This is a genomic window from Streptomyces kryoterrae (assembly GCF_054072135.1).
In genome coordinates, this window is sequence record NZ_CM133358.1 from 9134495 (window position 1) to 9148819 (window position 14325).

Below are 14325 nucleotides of genomic sequence, written 5' to 3' on the forward strand. Positions count from 1 at the left end.
AGGCAACGCCTCAGCCGCCGCCGGAGAGTTGGGCGGCTCGCCCCGGGCGACAGCCAGGCACGTCCGGCAGGGCACGGCGCTGCCCCTGCTCGCCGCCGCGGTGACGCCCGACGTACCCGCGGTGCTGGCCTCCCCGTTCGACGTGAACACGGCCAGCTCCTACGGCGTGATCATCTGCGTGGGCGCGGGGCCGGTGCAGAGGATGCGCGGGCTCGTCGAGAAGCCCGGCCGCACTGAGGCGTGTCAGCTACTCGCCGAGCACAGCGCCTGCTCCCTGCGGTGCAGGGCCGCATGCGCATCACACGGCAACTGCTGAGTGGTCTCCGCTCAGCCAAGGTGGGTTCCGTGGCCGAGCCGAAGCTGTCCCTGGCGCTCGCCGCCTACTCCCGCGCCCACCCTGTCGACGTTGTCACCACGACCCAGCCCATGGCCGACCTCGGGCTGGATACCGACGACCTGTGACGCCGTGGCCCCGTACCCCCGAGAAGCTGGCGCGCGCGGGCAGCCGCGAGGCCTCCCGTGGGGAGCCGGGAGGCGCGGCGGGCCCCGCCGCCACGGGTGGAAGCGGCGGGGTCCGAGGGGCCTCCACCTGGGGGTGAGGGGCCGTTCGCACACCATGCACGACAAACCGGCCACCGGGATAGATCCCGGCCGGAAATAGGTACTGTCAGTGCCAGCGGCAATGATGAGCCCATGACCATTAACATGATCAACTTTGGGCTCACCTGGACCGATCCTGAGGGAGTGCATCGCGCATCGGCCGTCGCTTACGACGCGGCGAGCGGGGAGAGACAGAAGCAGCGCCTGGAGGATGCCGGTTGCGCTGACGTGGAACTCGTCGAAGTCCGGCCCGGATAGCTGCCCCAGCCGCACGGGGCGGTGAAGTCCCCGGTGGACTTGACGTTACTGCCCGAGCATCGTCGTGGGCACGGAGCGATGTACGGCGGCTTACATCCGCTCGAAGGTTCCGTCCGCAGCCCACCTGCGGAAACGGGTGTGGAGGCTGGCCCACGACCCGTACCGGTCGGGCACGTCCCGCCAGGCGACCCCGGTCCGGAACTTCCACACGATCCCGTTCAGAATCGTCCGGCCGCCCAGCCGCGGCCGCCCCAGCACGGGCCGAGGCAGCAACGGCTGCACGAGTTCCTACTCAGCGTCCGACAGTTCATGGCGACGTATCACCCCAACATGATCCACAACGCAAGATCACTTTGACGACAGAACCAAGGCAGGCCGTCGGCTCGAGGAACCCGCGGGCGACGGAGTCACCGCACGAGAGCGACACCGCCGACGTACCGCCCTCCGCGCAGCCGCCCGGCAGGTCGTGGTGGCGCGGGCCTGCGGGATGGCACAGGCTCGCCGCGGAACACAAGTACGGGCTCGTCCTGACGGCCATCGGCATCGTCGCGGGGACCGTGAAGACGGTCTGGGTGAACCAGGCGAAGGATGCCGTCCCGCCTCGGACCGCCGGATCGGCCGCACCCGATCCGGCCGTGACGCCCGGTCCCGCCGTGACGATCGACAGGCCCGGCGGCGGCACGATGCCCCGCTGCATCAGCGTCTCGGGCCAGGGCTGGCCCCACCGGCCACCGCCTGTGGATCGCCCTCCGCGTCGACAACGAGTTCTACGTCCTCAAACCCGTGAGACACGACACCGCCGAAGGGACGGGCAGGTGGAGCGCTGGCTCCATCACCGTGGGCGCTGCCGAAGCCCCCGCGCAGAAGTCCTTCCGCCGCAGCCCCACCGACCCGAGGGAGTGCTGACGGTGGGTGACCGCTATCCGAGGGTCAGTGCCTTGATGTCATTCAGGTCGTCCGCCATCCAGTCCGCCCGCTGGGCGCTGTCATAGGGCGTCCGCCAGGCTTTGTCCGGCCCCTCGACGGTCAGGGTCCACGCCTTGGCGTACGAAGTTATGGCCAACCGGTCCTCCATGTACCCGAAGGTGTAGAGGTGGAGGTCCTCGTACGGGACCACCAGCTTGTCCCTGCCGTAGTCGAACCGCAGGGCCCGGGTGGTGAAGAAGAGGCCCTTCGGCGGCCCGAAGATCGCCGTGTTGCACATCCACGCGGCGACGAGTTCCTCCTTGAGGCCGTCGAGGCCGAGGTGCCGGTGGACCTTTCCCGCGAGTTTGCCGTACGCGGCTCCCTGCGGGACGACGAAGACCCCGGTCGGCTGCGGTGAGCGCAGCAGGCGTTCGCGGATCAGGGCGGGCATTCGCGCGGGCAGCCGGCGCGGCGCCGGACCTCCGGTGGCGGGCACCGTCGGTACGGACGTCCGCTCGGGCGGCCCCGCCGGCGGATCGGGCAGGCGGTCCGGGGAGAGGTTGCGGGCCGGGCAAATCGTGTCTGCGACACCCCGGCTGCCGAGCTCGGGCGGCGGGAGGAGCGGGTCTCGGCGAAGCCGGGACCGGATGTGCGTGTACACGGTCTGCATGCTCAGGACGCCGGGCTGTCCGGGCACGCCCTCGGTGAGTGTGCGGATCAGTTCGCCGGTGAAGACGGTGTACGTCTCCCCCGGGAGGGCCAGCGCATGGCGCGTCGCCGAGGACGCGGCGAGCACGCAGCGCCCGGGCACCGCCGCCTCGTCCGCCAGGTCGGTACCGGTGGCCATGCCGCCCAGCAGGGCGCGACCGCTCCAGCAGCAGTCGAGGATGACGGCCACGTGGCGGGCGTTCACCTCGTGGCCGGTTAGCCGGCGGCGCAGGAACTCGTACCGGCAGGCGGTGTCCGGCCGGAAGGGCCGGGTGCGGGGCAGGGCGAGGTACAGGTCGTCGGTGTGCTCATCCGCCAGCCCGTGGCCGGCGTAGTAGACGACGAGGGTGTCGGTGGCCCGCTCGGCGGCGTCGATCACCGCGTCGAGGATCTCCCCGGCGTCGGCCGGCTGGTCCAGCACGGTGAGGTGCTCCCGGGGCAAGCCCCAGATCCGTTCGTCCGCGAACGCGTCGGCCAGCGCCGTCAGGTTGTTCTGTACCCCGGGGAGGTCCTCCAGGTGCGCGTACGCGTGCGCGCCCACGAGCACCGCGCGCGAGGCCGCCGGGTCCGCCAGGCGAGGCCGGCGCTCCGGCGGGCCCGGTGTCACGCCGAGCCCGTCGGACCGTCCCCCCGGGGCGAGTCCGGCCCCGGGCCGTGGTCGAGGCCCTCCGGCAATTCCCGGAGCCCGTCCGAGGTGCCGTCCACGGTGGTCACGGTGGAACCGGCCTGGTCGATGCGCACGGGCGCGGGGCGCGAGCGGGTGCTGCGCCAGCCAACCACCGAGGTGACGAGCAGGTTGACGGCCGCGAGCGAGTTGGACAGGACCACGTTCACCGAATCCAGGTCCACTCCCATCGCGCCGGACGGGGACTCCTTGGGGAGCCGGGTGATCCGGGTCGTCCCGCGCAACTGGGGATCCTGCGTGAGCCACCGGTAGAGCGACGCGGATTCCTTCGCGGTGTACGCGTCGTCGGCTTCGTCTCCGACGACGGACAGTCGTAGCTCCATGCTTCCCCCTCGTGCCCGGGCCCCTGCGAGGTCCGCCGCGCGCACCCCCGTGAGCGAGGGAAACCTGCCCTCGGGGCGCGCGGCCGAAACGGCCCTTAGAAGCGGCTCACGGCAACGGAGTTCTCCATCGTGATCTGAAGCCCTCCAACACCATGCTGGAGGGTGACAGGGCTCTGCTCACTGACTTCGGAATCGCGCGCTTGGGGCCGCACGGTCCCGAACTCGGGTCCCCGACTCTGGGGTACCGGGCGCCCGAGGCGGCGAGGCCTGGGGGAAGCTACACCGAGGCATCGGACCTGTGGGCTCTGGGAGCCGTCTTGCAGGAAGCGGTGACAGGACAGCCGGCGTACCGCGACTTTTCCGTCATGCTCGCCGACCTTCCGTCCGAGCACGTTTCGTACGTCGTGCCGGACACTCCCGGTGAGATGTACGTCGTGCGCGATGCCGTCCTGGCGGGTGCACGGCCGGTACCTGCGTTGCCTCGCTGACACGCCCCTCGGTGCGGCCCCCCTCGTGATCGAGTTCTTGATGCGGCACTTCAAGTGCCTCAACTCCCGTTGCCCGGCGGTGACGTTCGCCGAGCAGATTCAAGGACTGACCAGCCCTCATACCCGCTACACCCCGCTGCTTCGAACGGTTCTCACCTAGTACTGCAACGGTGCTTGCTCTGAGTGCTGGGCAGTTTTCAGGGGCTGTGTCCGCGTCGTTTGTAGTGGCTGATGCGGGCCTGGTGTTGCCGTCTGCGGCGCCATGTCGACCAGTGCAGGATGCGGCCGATCGGGGTGGGGCGGCGGTTGGTGAGACGGGTGATCAGGCGCCGGATTTCGGCGAGGCTGAGGTGGATGAGCTGGGAGGATCCGTTTCTGCTTTGTCCGTGTCCAGCGCTCGGGCCCGCAGGACGGTCAGGCAGGCGTGGGCTGCCATGGCCAGGGGTCATGTGGCGGTGCCAGCCGGGGTAGCGGCGGACCTGGTAGTCGTCCAGGCCGCATTCCTGTTTCGCGGTCTGGAAGCATTCCTCGACGGCCCAGCGGCTGCCCGCGATGCGGATCAGCTGGTCCAGGGTAGTGTCCGCGGGGCAGTAGGCGATGTAGTAGGAGATCTCCTCGGGCCGGCGGACGCTGCGGCGGGCGATGACCCAGTGCCGGCGGTCTTCGCGGTGCCAGGGCCTCACTTCGACGCGGGCCCAGTCATAGATCCGTCGGCCGTGGGCTCCTTCACCGCAGGAACGGCGTTTCCACTTCTGCCTCGGCAGGCCGGGAAACAGGTCGTGGACGGGGTGATCGATGGACCAGCGGGTGACGACCGTGTCGTGCCGGGTGGTGGCCATGACGTGGAAAACGTCGGCCTGCTCCAGCTCGAACCGCCAGCCCTTGCTGTAGCCGTAAGCGGCGTCTGCCGTAACCCACCTGAACGGGATGCGGTCGGCGATGGCCCGGCGGACCATCGTCTTGGCCATGGCCACCTTCGTCTCGAAGGCGACGTGGTCGTCGATGCCGGCCCGCCGGCATCGGTCCCGGTCGTCCGTCCAGGACGCGGGCAGATACAGGCGGCGGTCAATCAGCGTGCGTCCGCGGTCGGAAGCGTAAGCGAGGAACACGCCGATCTGGCAGTTCTCGGTGCGTCCCGGGGCCCGTATTTCAATAACTGTCAGCGACGGGTTTCCGTGGGGGTTGTTCGGGCGTGTAGTTGTTCCAACGTGCGGGCGGGCGATCCGGGTATCGGCGTGACGAGGATTCGGTGCAGGTCCAGGAGCCGTTTTGCGTCCTGGTACTGGATGGACAGGTTGGTGCGGTTGACGCCCAGTAGTTGGGCCAGGAACGTCATGGTCACCGCTCTGCGGCGGCGCAAGATGGCTGCCAGGAGCCGGTGGGTGTGGTCCACGCTGCTGGTCTGTGGATGGCGGTAGCTGCGCGGGCGGTGGAAGCGTCGCTGGAATGCTGCCTCGGCCATGGCGTCCCAGAAAGGCTCCGAGACCGCCACCAGATACTCGAAGGCGGTTCGTGACATGCCGGTCAGGGCCGGATCGGTGAGCATCGCGGTCAGGGCCGGGTCGGTCCGGTGTGTCGTTGCCGTGGGCTTGATCCGCTTTGACGGACATCTGAGATCAGGGGTTCGTCCCCGGGAGGATGTCCATCATGGAGAGCATGGGGAAGAAGAAGCCTCGGCCTCGCCGTTCGTTCACGCCGGAGTTCAAGGCCGAGATCGTCGAGCTGTGCCGGCGTGGTGACCGCTCGGTCGGTCAGATCGCCAAGGATTTCGATCTGACCGAGACCGCGGTGCGGCTGTGGGTCAGCCAGGCCGAGACTGACGCGGGCGAGCGCGACGGCCTGACCAGCAGTGAGCGTGAGGAATTGGCCGCGTTGCGGCGGGAGAACCGCCGACTACGGGAGGACGTGGAGGTCCTCAAGCGTGCGACGGCTTTCTCGCGAAGGAGACCCGGTGACGGTGCACCCGTTCATCGAGGCGGAGAAGCAGAGCGGCCACAGCGTCAAGCGCGCGTGTGAACTGCTGCAGGTCTCCCGAACCGCCTTCTACGCCCGCCGCAGCGGCAGGCCCGGCCCGCGAGCGGTCCGCGACGCCGAGCTGACCGAGAAGATCACCGAAGTCCACGAGGACTCCCGTGGAACCTACGGAGCCCCGCGGGTTCACGCCGTCCTGCAACGGCAGGGCGAGGACTGCGGACGGCGCCGCATCGCCCGACTGATGCGCACCGCCGGGCTGCGGGGCCACCGCAGGCGACGGCAGCTGACGACGATCCCCGACCCGAGGGCCGCCGTCCGGCCCGACCTTGTCGCCCGCAACTTCGCTCCCGACCCGGACGGCCTCGACACCCGCTGGTGCGGTGACATCACCTACGTTGCCACCTACGAGGGCTGGCTCTATCTGGCCACCGTCATCGACATCGCCTCCCGCCGCGTGGTCGGCTGGTCCACCGCCGACCACCTGCGGACCGAACTGGTCGCAGACGCCCTCCGATCCGCCTGCCACCAGCGTCGTCCCACCTGTCCGGTGATCTTTCACTCAGATCGCGGCTGTCAGTACACCAGTCAGCAATTCGCCACCCTGGCAACGGAGTTGGGCATCCGTCTGTCCGTCGGCCGCACCGGGCAGTGCTGGGACAACGCGCTCGCCGAGTCGTTCTTCGCCACCATCAAACGGGAGTTGCTCGACACAAGGACCTGGCCCAGCCGGGCCACCGCCCGCACCGCGATCTTCGACTTCATCGAGGGACCCCGTTGCCCAATTGGGTGAATGCCTCTGATCTCCGCCTTGGTGAGTGGTTTAGGGGTGGAGCCTCAGGTCGGGGGCTTGGGTCGAGAGCCCGCCTCGGACTCGGGACGGAGGGGTTGGGTGTCGATGCGGGCTGACTCGGGTCGGGAGGTGCCTGAGGGAACGCGGGTGGTGGCTTGGGCAGCGTTTCCCAGGGGGTGTCTGGCGATGCGGGTGCGGGACGCGCTCGGTCCGCTGTTCGACGACGAGGTCTTCAGGTCGGCGTTCGGCGTGCGTGGCCGCCCCGGTGTCGCTCCGGGGCGGCTGGCGTTGGTCAGCGTGCTGCAGTTCGCGGAAAACCTGACTGACCGCCAGGCGGCCCACGCGGTACGCGCGAGAATCGACTGGAAGTACTTGCTCGGCCTCGAACTGGCCGATCCTGGCTTCGACTTCACCGTGCTGACGGGTTTCCGTGACCGACTCCTGGCCCACGGGCTGGAAGAGAAGATCCTGGACTTGCTGCTGAAACGGCTCAACGAGCTGGGGCTCGTGTCCGGCCGGGGCCGACAGCGCACTGACTCTACTCACGTGCTTGCCGCGGTGAGGGACCTCAACCGCCTGGAGTTCGTCGGCGAGACGCTGCGGGCCGCGCTGGAGGCGGTCGCCGTCACCGCACCCCAGTGGCTCACCTCCTGGATTCCCCGAGGCTGGCAAGAAAGGTACGGAGCCCGGGTCGACTCCTACCGACTGCCCAGCGACGAAAACGAGCGAACCCAACTGACCTGGCGCGTCGCGGCCGACGGCTACCAGTTCCTCGAAGCGGCCTTCGCCGCCAGTGCTCCCGCCTGGCTGCGGCAGGTCCCTGCCGTTGGCATCCTGCGGACGGTATGGCTCCAGCAGTTCCAACGCACGATCACGGACGCAGGGCAGGAGGTGGCCTGGCGGGGGAAGGACAATCTCCCGCCCAGCAGAGCACGGATCACCTCGCCCTACGACCCCGACGCCCGTAACTCCGTCAAGCGCGGATCGGCCTGGGACGGCTACAAGGTCCACTTCACCGAGACCTGCGACGCCCGGGAGACCAACCGACCGCACCTGATCACCCACGTGGTGACCACGGACGCCACGGTCGGCGACCCCGTGGTCGTCGACGAGATCCACGACCGGCTCGACGCCAAGGACCTGCTGCCGGGCGAACACCTCATGGACGCTGGCTACATCTCCGCGGAACTCCTGCTCACGGCGCCCGGCCAGCGAGGCGTCCGCGTTATCGGTCCAGTCCGACCCATGACCCGCCGCACCGTCCAAGCAAGCGGCTACGACAAAGCATCCTTCACCATCGACTGGGACGCTCATCGGGCAATCTGCCCCGACGGCTCCCATAGCCGCTACTGGACCGAGGGCCTCGACAACAACCAGCGACCCGCGATCCGCATCCGCTTCGCCACCGAGACCTGCGCGCCCTGCCCCTCCCGCGGACAGTGCACCAACTCGACACGCTACGGGCGGCAGCTCACCGTCCGCCCGCAAGATCAAGACGCCGTTCTCGAACACGCCCGTGCCGAGCAGTCCACAGAGGAATGGAAGGCCGTCTACGCGATCCGCTCCGGTATTGAGGGCACAATCCACCAGGCGGTCACAGCCACCGGCGCGCGCAGAACCCGCTACGCAGGACTGGGGAAGACCGCCCTCGCGCACATCCTCACAGCCACCGCTGTCAACCTGCTCCGACTCGACGCCTGGTGGACTGGGCAACCACTCGCCCCCACTCGGACATCACACCTCGCTGCCCTCGACCTTGCCGCATAACCAATTGGGCAACGGGGTCATCGAGGGCTGGTACAACTTGCACCGACTGCACAGCAGCCTCGGCTACCGCAGTCCCGCCGACTACGAGGCCGCACTCGCAGCCTGACCACCACACCGATGGTGTCCGTCAAAGCGGAACAAGCTCAGCCGGCGCGTCTGGCGCTCGCGGTGGAACGGGAGCCAGTGTGTAGTTCCAGTCGCCGTGGAAGACGTTGGGTGTGATGGGAAGGGCGTGGAACTCGGCGGGCGTGACGCTGATGCCGAGGTCGTAGTTGCCTGTGTCCAGTTCGGCCCCGATGGTCAGGCCGGTTTTGGTTGTTGTGGCGGCGATGGTCTCGAGGACGACCTGGTAGCTGGTCAGCGGTCGTCCTCGCCAGTTCGCGGTGATGTGACAGAACATCCGGTGTTCTATTTTGTTCCACTTCGAAGTCCCTGGCGGTAGGTGACAGACCGTGATCTCCAGGCCGCTCTCTCGTGCGAAGGCGGCAAGGCTGCTTTTCCAGGTCCAGCGGCGGGGGTCGTTTGAGCCGCCGGAGTCGGCGGTGATCAGGAGCCTGCCGGCATTCGGGTGGTCCGCCCGTCCGCGGTGCTGCCACCAGCGTCGGATGGACTCCACCGCGAACTGGGCGGTGTCGTGGTCGGTGCCGACGTTGACCCATCCGCTGTTGTTGGCAATGTCGTAGATCCCGTAGGGGATCGCCATGGGCTGGTCGTTGGTGGTGAACGTGTGGCAGTCCACCTTGATCGCGTCTTTGCCCGGCCGCCAGGTGCGACCAGGCCGGTCCCGGTTGCCGAGCCACTCCTTGGCCTTGGTGTCAACGCTGATCACCGGCTGGGCATCGTCGAGGAACGCGGCGGCGGTGGCATTCAGGTGGGTGAACTGGGCATCGCGGTCCGGATGGCTGATGCCCTCCGTCGTCTTCGCGGTTCCCTGCAGGCTGTAGCCCAAGGTGTGCAGCAGGTGTCCGACGGTTGAAGCGCTGACCGGGTGGCCCTGTGTGGTGAGGGTCGAGGCCAGGGCCCGTAACGACAGCGTGGTCCACCGCAACGGGGAGACGGGGTCGCCTCGGGTGTGCGGCTCGATCAGCGATTCCAGCGCGGGCAGCAGACCAGGGTCGGTGTCGGTCAGCCGCTTGCGGCCGGCACCTGGAGCCCGGACCCGCAGGGTCGGTGAGGAGCCACCGGCCAACTCGGCCATACCTCGCGCGATGGTTGCAGTGCTGGTGCCGGAGGCGGCGGCCACCCGGACGATCCCGGCGCGGCCAAGGGCCCTCGCCTCACTGGCCAGGTACAGCCGACGGCGACGCTCATCGAAGTGCGGCAGGATCTGATCGAACTTGGCCCGCAGAGCACGAGCGGCAACGCGGCCTGACAGACACGGGGTCATATCTCAGACTCCCACCAACACCCTTCTGTCGAGCACTTATTGAACTACGGGCCCCCGCGGTGCCGGAGTACTGCCGTTGCACGCCGGCCGAACGGACGCCCTTCTTCAGGAAGCCGGTGTCATCGACGATCAGGACAGCTTCGCTGTCGCCGAGGTGTTCCACGACGTAGTCACGTACGTCGTTCAGGACCTCGTCGGCGTCCCACTCGATCCGGTTCAGCAGCCGATGGATGCGGTCAGGGCCCGCATGCCCGGCTTCTTCCGCCAGCGTCCAGCCGTTCTTGCGCTCCAGCGGCGCAACCAGCCCTCGCATGTAAGCCAGCGCCGACTGACGTGGTTCCTCCCGGTTGAACCGGTGCACGAACCGCTCATGCAGAGCGTCCAGTTGACCGGCCCACAGCCTGACATCAGCAAGGTCCCCACCCATGACCACACCAACGACTGATCTGCCCAGCAGTCACGGCAAGCACCGTTGCAGTACTAGATCGCCCTGACACTGGCGGGCCGTCCTGGGGCGCGGCTTGCCGGCGCGCTGAGCATCCGCGTCGCGAAGGACACTCTCCTGCATCTCCTTCGAGCCGTCCCCGAACCGCCTCCGGCCCAGGCCGGAGTGCTGGGCGTGGACGATTTCGCCTTACGTTGCAATTCGTGCGCCACCATCCTCATCGACCTGGAGACCTGCCGACCGCTCGATGTACTGCCAGGCCGCGACATCGACGCCGTCACCGTGGCCTTTTCCACCTCCTGGAGCTCAGGCCAGGTCGAGGGTCACGTCGCACGCGTCATCTTGGCCAGGGCCTCGCGCCCACCAGGGCTGTCCTTGTGGTTGTTACGCCAGAGCCGGAGCGTGGCCGAGGTAAGGTCGCCGAGATCCTCGGCCGGGTGCCCCTGGTCCTTGAGGAACCGGGCGAAGGCCTCCACGGACCGCCAATACGACTCACCGCTCGAGTGGCTGTTCCACCCCATGGACTGTTCGGCGAACGCTCGTGCAAGAGAGCAGCGCATCGGCTGGGGCACGGTGATCGCGGCGAAGTCGAAGACGTGCTCGAAGCCTTCCTTATTCACCACGGTGGCCTGTAGTCCGTCGTCGGCGATGCGGTGGGTCGCCTGGAAGTCCGCCGGCGGCAGGACGGCCTTGCGGCCCCGCCCGCTCACGATGCCTCCGCGACGGGGAGGGAATCGAACAGCACCTCGATGTCCTGGATCCCGGAAGATTCCCGGGCCAGCCGGGTGAACAGGCCGTTCAGATCCTTCGTCTGGTCCGTCTCGCCGTGCTCGTCCTCGGTATCGAAGGCGAGTATCGACTCCAGCTGCAGGTGCATGACCGGGGTTTATTGGTAATCCCGGCTATTGAAACTTGCGGAGTAGCGACGCGACACAGGTGGCTCCTGCCAGGTTGCAACTTCTGGCAGAAGCGACAGGGAGGTTCGGGGACGATGGTCCTGTGGATGCTTCTGTATGGGTGGCGGCGGTAGCGGGCGTCGTCGGAGCTGCGGTAGGCGCGGCAGCTTCAATCTGGGCAACGCTTGCTAGTCAGCGGCATGGGGCAAAGGTTGCTCTAGAGCAGCGTCAGACAGAGTTAGCTCGAAGCGCCGTCGATATCGCTATGACGGAATTGAACGAGATTTTTTGCTTCGCTCAGAACAGGCTTCTTGAAGGACAGGCGGAGGGCTGGACGGAGGTACTCGTAGAATTTTGCAACCCAGACGGAATCGAGTCAGGCTCGCGTCTATGAGAATTCCAGACTCGGAAGTCCGAACGAGGCTGGAGAACGTTCTAGCCCTGATGGCTGGCTGGGACGCTGCCGGTGAAACTGCGCACGAACAGGAGATCCGAATCCAGGCGGCGGCCCGCGAGGGGCTAGAGATGTTAGGCGCCTATCTCCGGGGCGACCGACTGCCCGAGGCCAGCTTCACCAGCGATCGTATGAGGCAAAGGCGTAGCGAGATGACGTGGAGGATCATCGACGAAGACGAGTCACCCGTAGATCCTGAATCGACTTCCTCTCCATGAGCCCGGTTTTACTGGTAACTGTGGCTGTCCGAACTTGCGGAATGTGGCTGCGGGTCGGGAATGGCTCATCGTCCGAGGCGCATGTCCCCGTCGTCGTCTTCATACGGGCTGAGGTAGTCCTCGGGGTTGTCGTCCAGGGGAACGTCGCCAGCCATGTCTCCCAGGTGCCAGAGCATCTCGCCTTCCACCTCAAGATCGCAGGCAGAGCAGGCGAAGGCATGGGTAACGAGGTAGGCGCCCTCTCTGCCCACTTCCACCTCGCCAGCCAACCAGCCCTGTGAGTCACACGCGGGGCACTGTTGGGGCACTTCTCGTGCCATGCCGACGGCTGGGTGACTGGTGATCGTGGCGAGGACGACTTTTCGTTCGCTGTCGGACAGGTGCCCGAAGCGATGCCAGAAGATCGATCGCGCATTGACAAGCATGGTCTCCACGTCGACGCGGGTTTGCTTGACCTGCTCTTCGATCAGCCTGTCGTGCAGAGTACGGTAGGGCCCCCAGTAGGTTTCGGGATCGATCTTCAGTTCTTCGAGAATGGGATCTGCCAGCCGCAGGCAGGTGGTGAAAACGATTTGGACCTCGGCAAGGTCGTGGATACCACTGTGCGCGACGCCGTTGCGGGCATTCGTGACCGGTATGAAAGCTCGCTGATCGATCGGGATCTGCTTGCGCAAGATCTTGTGTACTCGGGCATACGCTTCCATTAGGCCGATTGTTTTCGCCCGGCTTGCTGGGGCGGACGCGTGCGTGCCGTGGCCGGTGGCGTGGAGCAGTGAGTCGAAGTCCTTGGCCTCGACTATCAGCGCCGGGTGCAGGGATGCGAGGTAAGCCTTGAGGAGGTGCTCGGCGGCGATCCCGGCGTGGTGAACCGCGAAGTCGTAGGAGTCGGCCCCCTGCGAGAACGCCGTGAGCGCCGCGTTCATCCACCTCTGTGAAGAGAGCTTGAGCTGTTCGGCATGCATGGAGTGGACTCTAGGCTTGCCGGGACAGTGATACGACCTGCTTTATAGCTCAGCCCCGTGAGGGTGGTCAGTCCGGGATCTCTGTGAGCGGGGCGAAGCTAACCTACTGAGACCGTGACGACTTGGTGGACGAACCCGATCGCCGACTCGACGCGAGTGCGAATTCCCGACAGTTCCGTGATGGTGAAGCGCCCCGCGTGTCCATGCGTGCCGTCATTGAAGGTCCGGAACAGCGACAGCAAGTTCTTGACGTCCTCGTCGACGAGGTTCGTGATGCCGTCGTCAGCCACGCCGTGTCGGCGGAGGAGGTAACTGATCTTGGCTTTGCGGGTCGGTGCACCCCTGTCGGTCACCTCACAGGTCGGGTCCTCTTGCTTGACTTCCGCGTCAGGGGCCGAGCTGTCCAGCATGGTGATGATCACTTCGCGCGCACTGGTGCAGAAGTGTCGAGCGGCGTCCGGGTTGTGCGGACTGAGTGCATAGAGGGCCCCTGTCCACCGGTTGACGAGGTCTGGCCCGAAGGTCGCGAGTTCGGTGGCCATTGAGGGGGCTCGGAGCTCATCCTCGGTGGGGTCATCCTCGGGGGCCCCGTCGCCGTCGAGCGCGTTGACCAGGTACACACTGTTCGCTGTCTCGTTGCTGGCAAGGTCCACGAACCGCTGAGCAGTTGGCGAAACGGCACGCGATGCCAGGCTGGACTCTACCGTGCTGTATGTCTGAACGAGAGTGGCGGTCGAAGCCCGGTAAGTGCTGAAAGTCGTACTGGTGGGACGAGCGTTGAGGCGCGCAATCTCCTGGTTGATCCGCCGTCGCTGGTTCTCGACCTGGCGGTTGTGAGCGCGCACCTTCGAGTTGTAGCTGCGCACTTCGCGGTTGTAGTCGTTGACCGCCTTCTTCACCGCGGCGTTGTGGTTGCGCACCTGGCGGTTGTAGTTGTCGATGGCACGTTTTTGTTCACGCTGGGCCTTCTGCGCAGCAGCCCGGAACTGTGCGGGAGTCATTCTGCGGACCATGTTGTCCAGTATGAGGGGTGGGACTGACAGTCGAACGGCGTTTAGGCGGTGACGGCTTTTGAGCCAGCTCACGGCAGTTACGCAGCGGCCGCTGCCGGTAGCTGGGTGGGGATTCTCAGGTGCTCTAGCCTCGGCTGTCAGTCCTTGCGGTGTGCCCTGAGGGCAACCTCTGCCGCGTAGCCCGGGCGAGTGTTTCCAGCTTCCTGAGACCAGAGGGTCGCGGTATTGATGTTGAGGCCGAGGAGTCGGCTGAGGACTACAGAGGGAAGCTGTCCGGCAAGATCCATGAGAGCGGTGGCTCGGCCGGCTCGGGTGGGAACTCCGAGCCTTCCGAGCCGCTTCGTGAGGTGTGGGGAGCTGATCGGCCGTCCGGGAAGCCCACCTGTCGGGGGCGCCTGAACTTGGGCTCAGTCAAGATTTCCGTGAAGCCGATCGTGCCCCTGTGCGCCGG

At 66.9% G+C, this 14325-nt stretch carries 13 protein-coding genes and 5 pseudogenes; 7 read left to right on the forward strand and 11 right to left on the reverse strand.

The genetic code is table 11. The features are described from left to right. The first annotated feature begins 28 nt into the window (after window positions 1–28). Both ACW4TU_RS40665 and ACW4TU_RS40670 read left to right on the forward strand, forming a co-directional pair. Complete coding sequence (locus ACW4TU_RS40665) at window positions 29–316, forward strand: hypothetical protein (protein ID WP_457421803.1); 288 nt, start codon at window positions 29–31, stop codon at window positions 314–316. A 377-nt stretch (window positions 317–693) separates the two neighbouring features. After that, window positions 694–858, forward strand: a complete 165-nt coding sequence (locus ACW4TU_RS40670) for a hypothetical protein (RefSeq protein WP_457421805.1) — start codon at window positions 694–696, stop codon at window positions 856–858. A gap of 90 nt (window positions 859–948) precedes the next feature. Here ACW4TU_RS40670 and ACW4TU_RS40675 read toward each other — a convergent pair whose 3' ends face one another. From ACW4TU_RS40675 to ACW4TU_RS40685, 3 genes are all read right to left on the reverse strand, one after another. Beyond that, the gene (locus ACW4TU_RS40675) at window positions 949–1140 is read right to left on the reverse strand and encodes a transposase (protein WP_457421807.1); all 192 of its coding nucleotides are present in this window, start codon (window positions 1138–1140) and stop codon (window positions 949–951) included. 637 nt (window positions 1141–1777) lie between these two features. After that, on the reverse strand, window positions 1778–3079 hold the full coding sequence (locus tag ACW4TU_RS40680; protein ID WP_457421809.1) for a caspase family protein: 1302 nt from the start codon (window positions 3077–3079) through the stop codon (window positions 1778–1780). Further along, window positions 3076–3480, reverse strand: coding sequence for an effector-associated constant component EACC1 (locus ACW4TU_RS40685; RefSeq protein ID WP_457421811.1), 405 nt, complete (start codon window positions 3478–3480; stop codon window positions 3076–3078). Before ACW4TU_RS40685 ends, ACW4TU_RS40680 begins: the two co-directional genes overlap by 4 nt. Window positions 3481–3587: 107 nt before the next feature. On the opposite strand from ACW4TU_RS40685, the pseudogene ACW4TU_RS40690 reads away from it, so the two are divergent. Next, a pseudogene (locus tag ACW4TU_RS40690) lies at window positions 3588–3968 on the forward strand (protein kinase domain-containing protein); the annotation flags it as partial. 322 nt (window positions 3969–4290) lie between these two features. Here the strand turns inward: ACW4TU_RS40690 and ACW4TU_RS40695 are convergent. Beyond that, window positions 4291–5104: pseudogene (locus ACW4TU_RS40695) on the reverse strand (IS701 family transposase); the annotation flags it as partial. A 3-nt stretch (window positions 5105–5107) separates the two neighbouring features. Further along, window positions 5108–5553: pseudogene (locus ACW4TU_RS40700) on the reverse strand (ISAzo13 family transposase); the annotation flags it as partial. Between the two features lie 71 nt (window positions 5554–5624). Here ACW4TU_RS40700 and ACW4TU_RS40705 point away from each other — a divergent pair. From ACW4TU_RS40705 to ACW4TU_RS40715, 3 genes are all read left to right on the forward strand, one after another. Beyond that, window positions 5625–5984, forward strand: a complete 360-nt coding sequence (locus ACW4TU_RS40705; protein WP_457421813.1) for a transposase — start codon at window positions 5625–5627, stop codon at window positions 5982–5984. Further along, window positions 5920–6732: an IS3 family transposase gene (locus ACW4TU_RS40710; RefSeq protein WP_457421815.1), complete on the forward strand. Its 813-nt coding sequence runs from the start codon at window positions 5920–5922 to the stop codon at window positions 6730–6732. Before ACW4TU_RS40705 ends, ACW4TU_RS40710 begins: the two co-directional genes overlap by 65 nt. Window positions 6733–6831: 99 nt before the next feature. After that, window positions 6832–8499, forward strand: a complete 1668-nt coding sequence (locus tag ACW4TU_RS40715) for an IS1182 family transposase (protein WP_457421817.1) — start codon at window positions 6832–6834, stop codon at window positions 8497–8499. Window positions 8500–8644: 145 nt separating this feature from the next. On the opposite strand, the pseudogene ACW4TU_RS40720 reads toward ACW4TU_RS40715, so the two are convergent. The 4 genes and pseudogenes from ACW4TU_RS40720 to ACW4TU_RS40735 form a co-directional block, all read right to left on the reverse strand. After that, window positions 8645–9886: pseudogene (locus tag ACW4TU_RS40720) on the reverse strand (ISAzo13 family transposase); the annotation flags it as partial. Further along, window positions 9840–10313: pseudogene (locus ACW4TU_RS40725) on the reverse strand (transposase); the annotation flags it as partial. The pseudogenes ACW4TU_RS40720 and ACW4TU_RS40725, both read right to left, overlap by 47 nt. Window positions 10314–10654: 341 nt before the next feature. Continuing rightward, window positions 10655–11041, reverse strand: coding sequence for a hypothetical protein (locus ACW4TU_RS40730; RefSeq protein WP_457421819.1), 387 nt, complete (start codon window positions 11039–11041; stop codon window positions 10655–10657). Continuing rightward, window positions 11038–11208, reverse strand: a complete 171-nt coding sequence (locus tag ACW4TU_RS40735; RefSeq protein WP_457421821.1) for a hypothetical protein — start codon at window positions 11206–11208, stop codon at window positions 11038–11040. The genes ACW4TU_RS40730 and ACW4TU_RS40735 overlap by 4 nt, the downstream gene beginning before the upstream one ends. 409 nt (window positions 11209–11617) lie before the next feature. Between ACW4TU_RS40735 and ACW4TU_RS40740 the strand changes: the two genes are divergently transcribed. Continuing rightward, window positions 11618–11899: a hypothetical protein gene (locus ACW4TU_RS40740; protein ID WP_457421823.1), complete on the forward strand. Its 282-nt coding sequence runs from the start codon at window positions 11618–11620 to the stop codon at window positions 11897–11899. Window positions 11900–11964: 65 nt separating this feature from the next. On the opposite strand, the gene ACW4TU_RS40745 is transcribed toward ACW4TU_RS40740, so the two are convergent. Together ACW4TU_RS40745 and ACW4TU_RS40750 are read right to left on the reverse strand one after the other, a co-directional pair. Further along, window positions 11965–12861 carry a hypothetical protein gene (locus ACW4TU_RS40745; protein WP_457421825.1) on the reverse strand — a complete coding sequence of 299 codons (897 nt, stop codon included), beginning with the start codon at window positions 12859–12861 and terminating at the stop codon, window positions 11965–11967. Window positions 12862–12959: 98 nt separating this feature from the next. After that, a complete protein-coding gene (locus tag ACW4TU_RS40750) occupies window positions 12960–13862 on the reverse strand; it encodes a pPIWI-associating nuclease domain-containing protein (RefSeq protein WP_457421827.1) in 903 nt (300 codons plus the stop codon). Between the last annotated feature and the right edge of the window lie 463 nt (window positions 13863–14325).

Excerpts from the sequence above, each read along its gene's own strand:
- ACW4TU_RS40745 (WP_457421825.1), bottom strand. The coding sequence starts at position 12,861 with ATGCATGCCGAACAGCTCAAGCTCTCTTCACAGAGGTGGATGAACGCG.
- ACW4TU_RS40685 (WP_457421811.1), bottom strand. The coding sequence starts at position 3,480 with ATGGAGCTACGACTGTCCGTCGTCGGAGACGAAGCCGACGACGCGTAC.
- ACW4TU_RS40740 (WP_457421823.1), top strand. The coding sequence starts at position 11,618 with ATGAGAATTCCAGACTCGGAAGTCCGAACGAGGCTGGAGAACGTTCTA.
- ACW4TU_RS40705 (WP_457421813.1), top strand. The coding sequence starts at position 5,625 with ATGGGGAAGAAGAAGCCTCGGCCTCGCCGTTCGTTCACGCCGGAGTTC.
- ACW4TU_RS40735 (WP_457421821.1), bottom strand. The coding sequence starts at position 11,208 with ATGCACCTGCAGCTGGAGTCGATACTCGCCTTCGATACCGAGGACGAG.
- ACW4TU_RS40670 (WP_457421805.1), top strand. The coding sequence starts at position 694 with ATGACCATTAACATGATCAACTTTGGGCTCACCTGGACCGATCCTGAG.
- ACW4TU_RS40750 (WP_457421827.1), bottom strand. The coding sequence starts at position 13,862 with ATGACTCCCGCACAGTTCCGGGCTGCTGCGCAGAAGGCCCAGCGTGAA.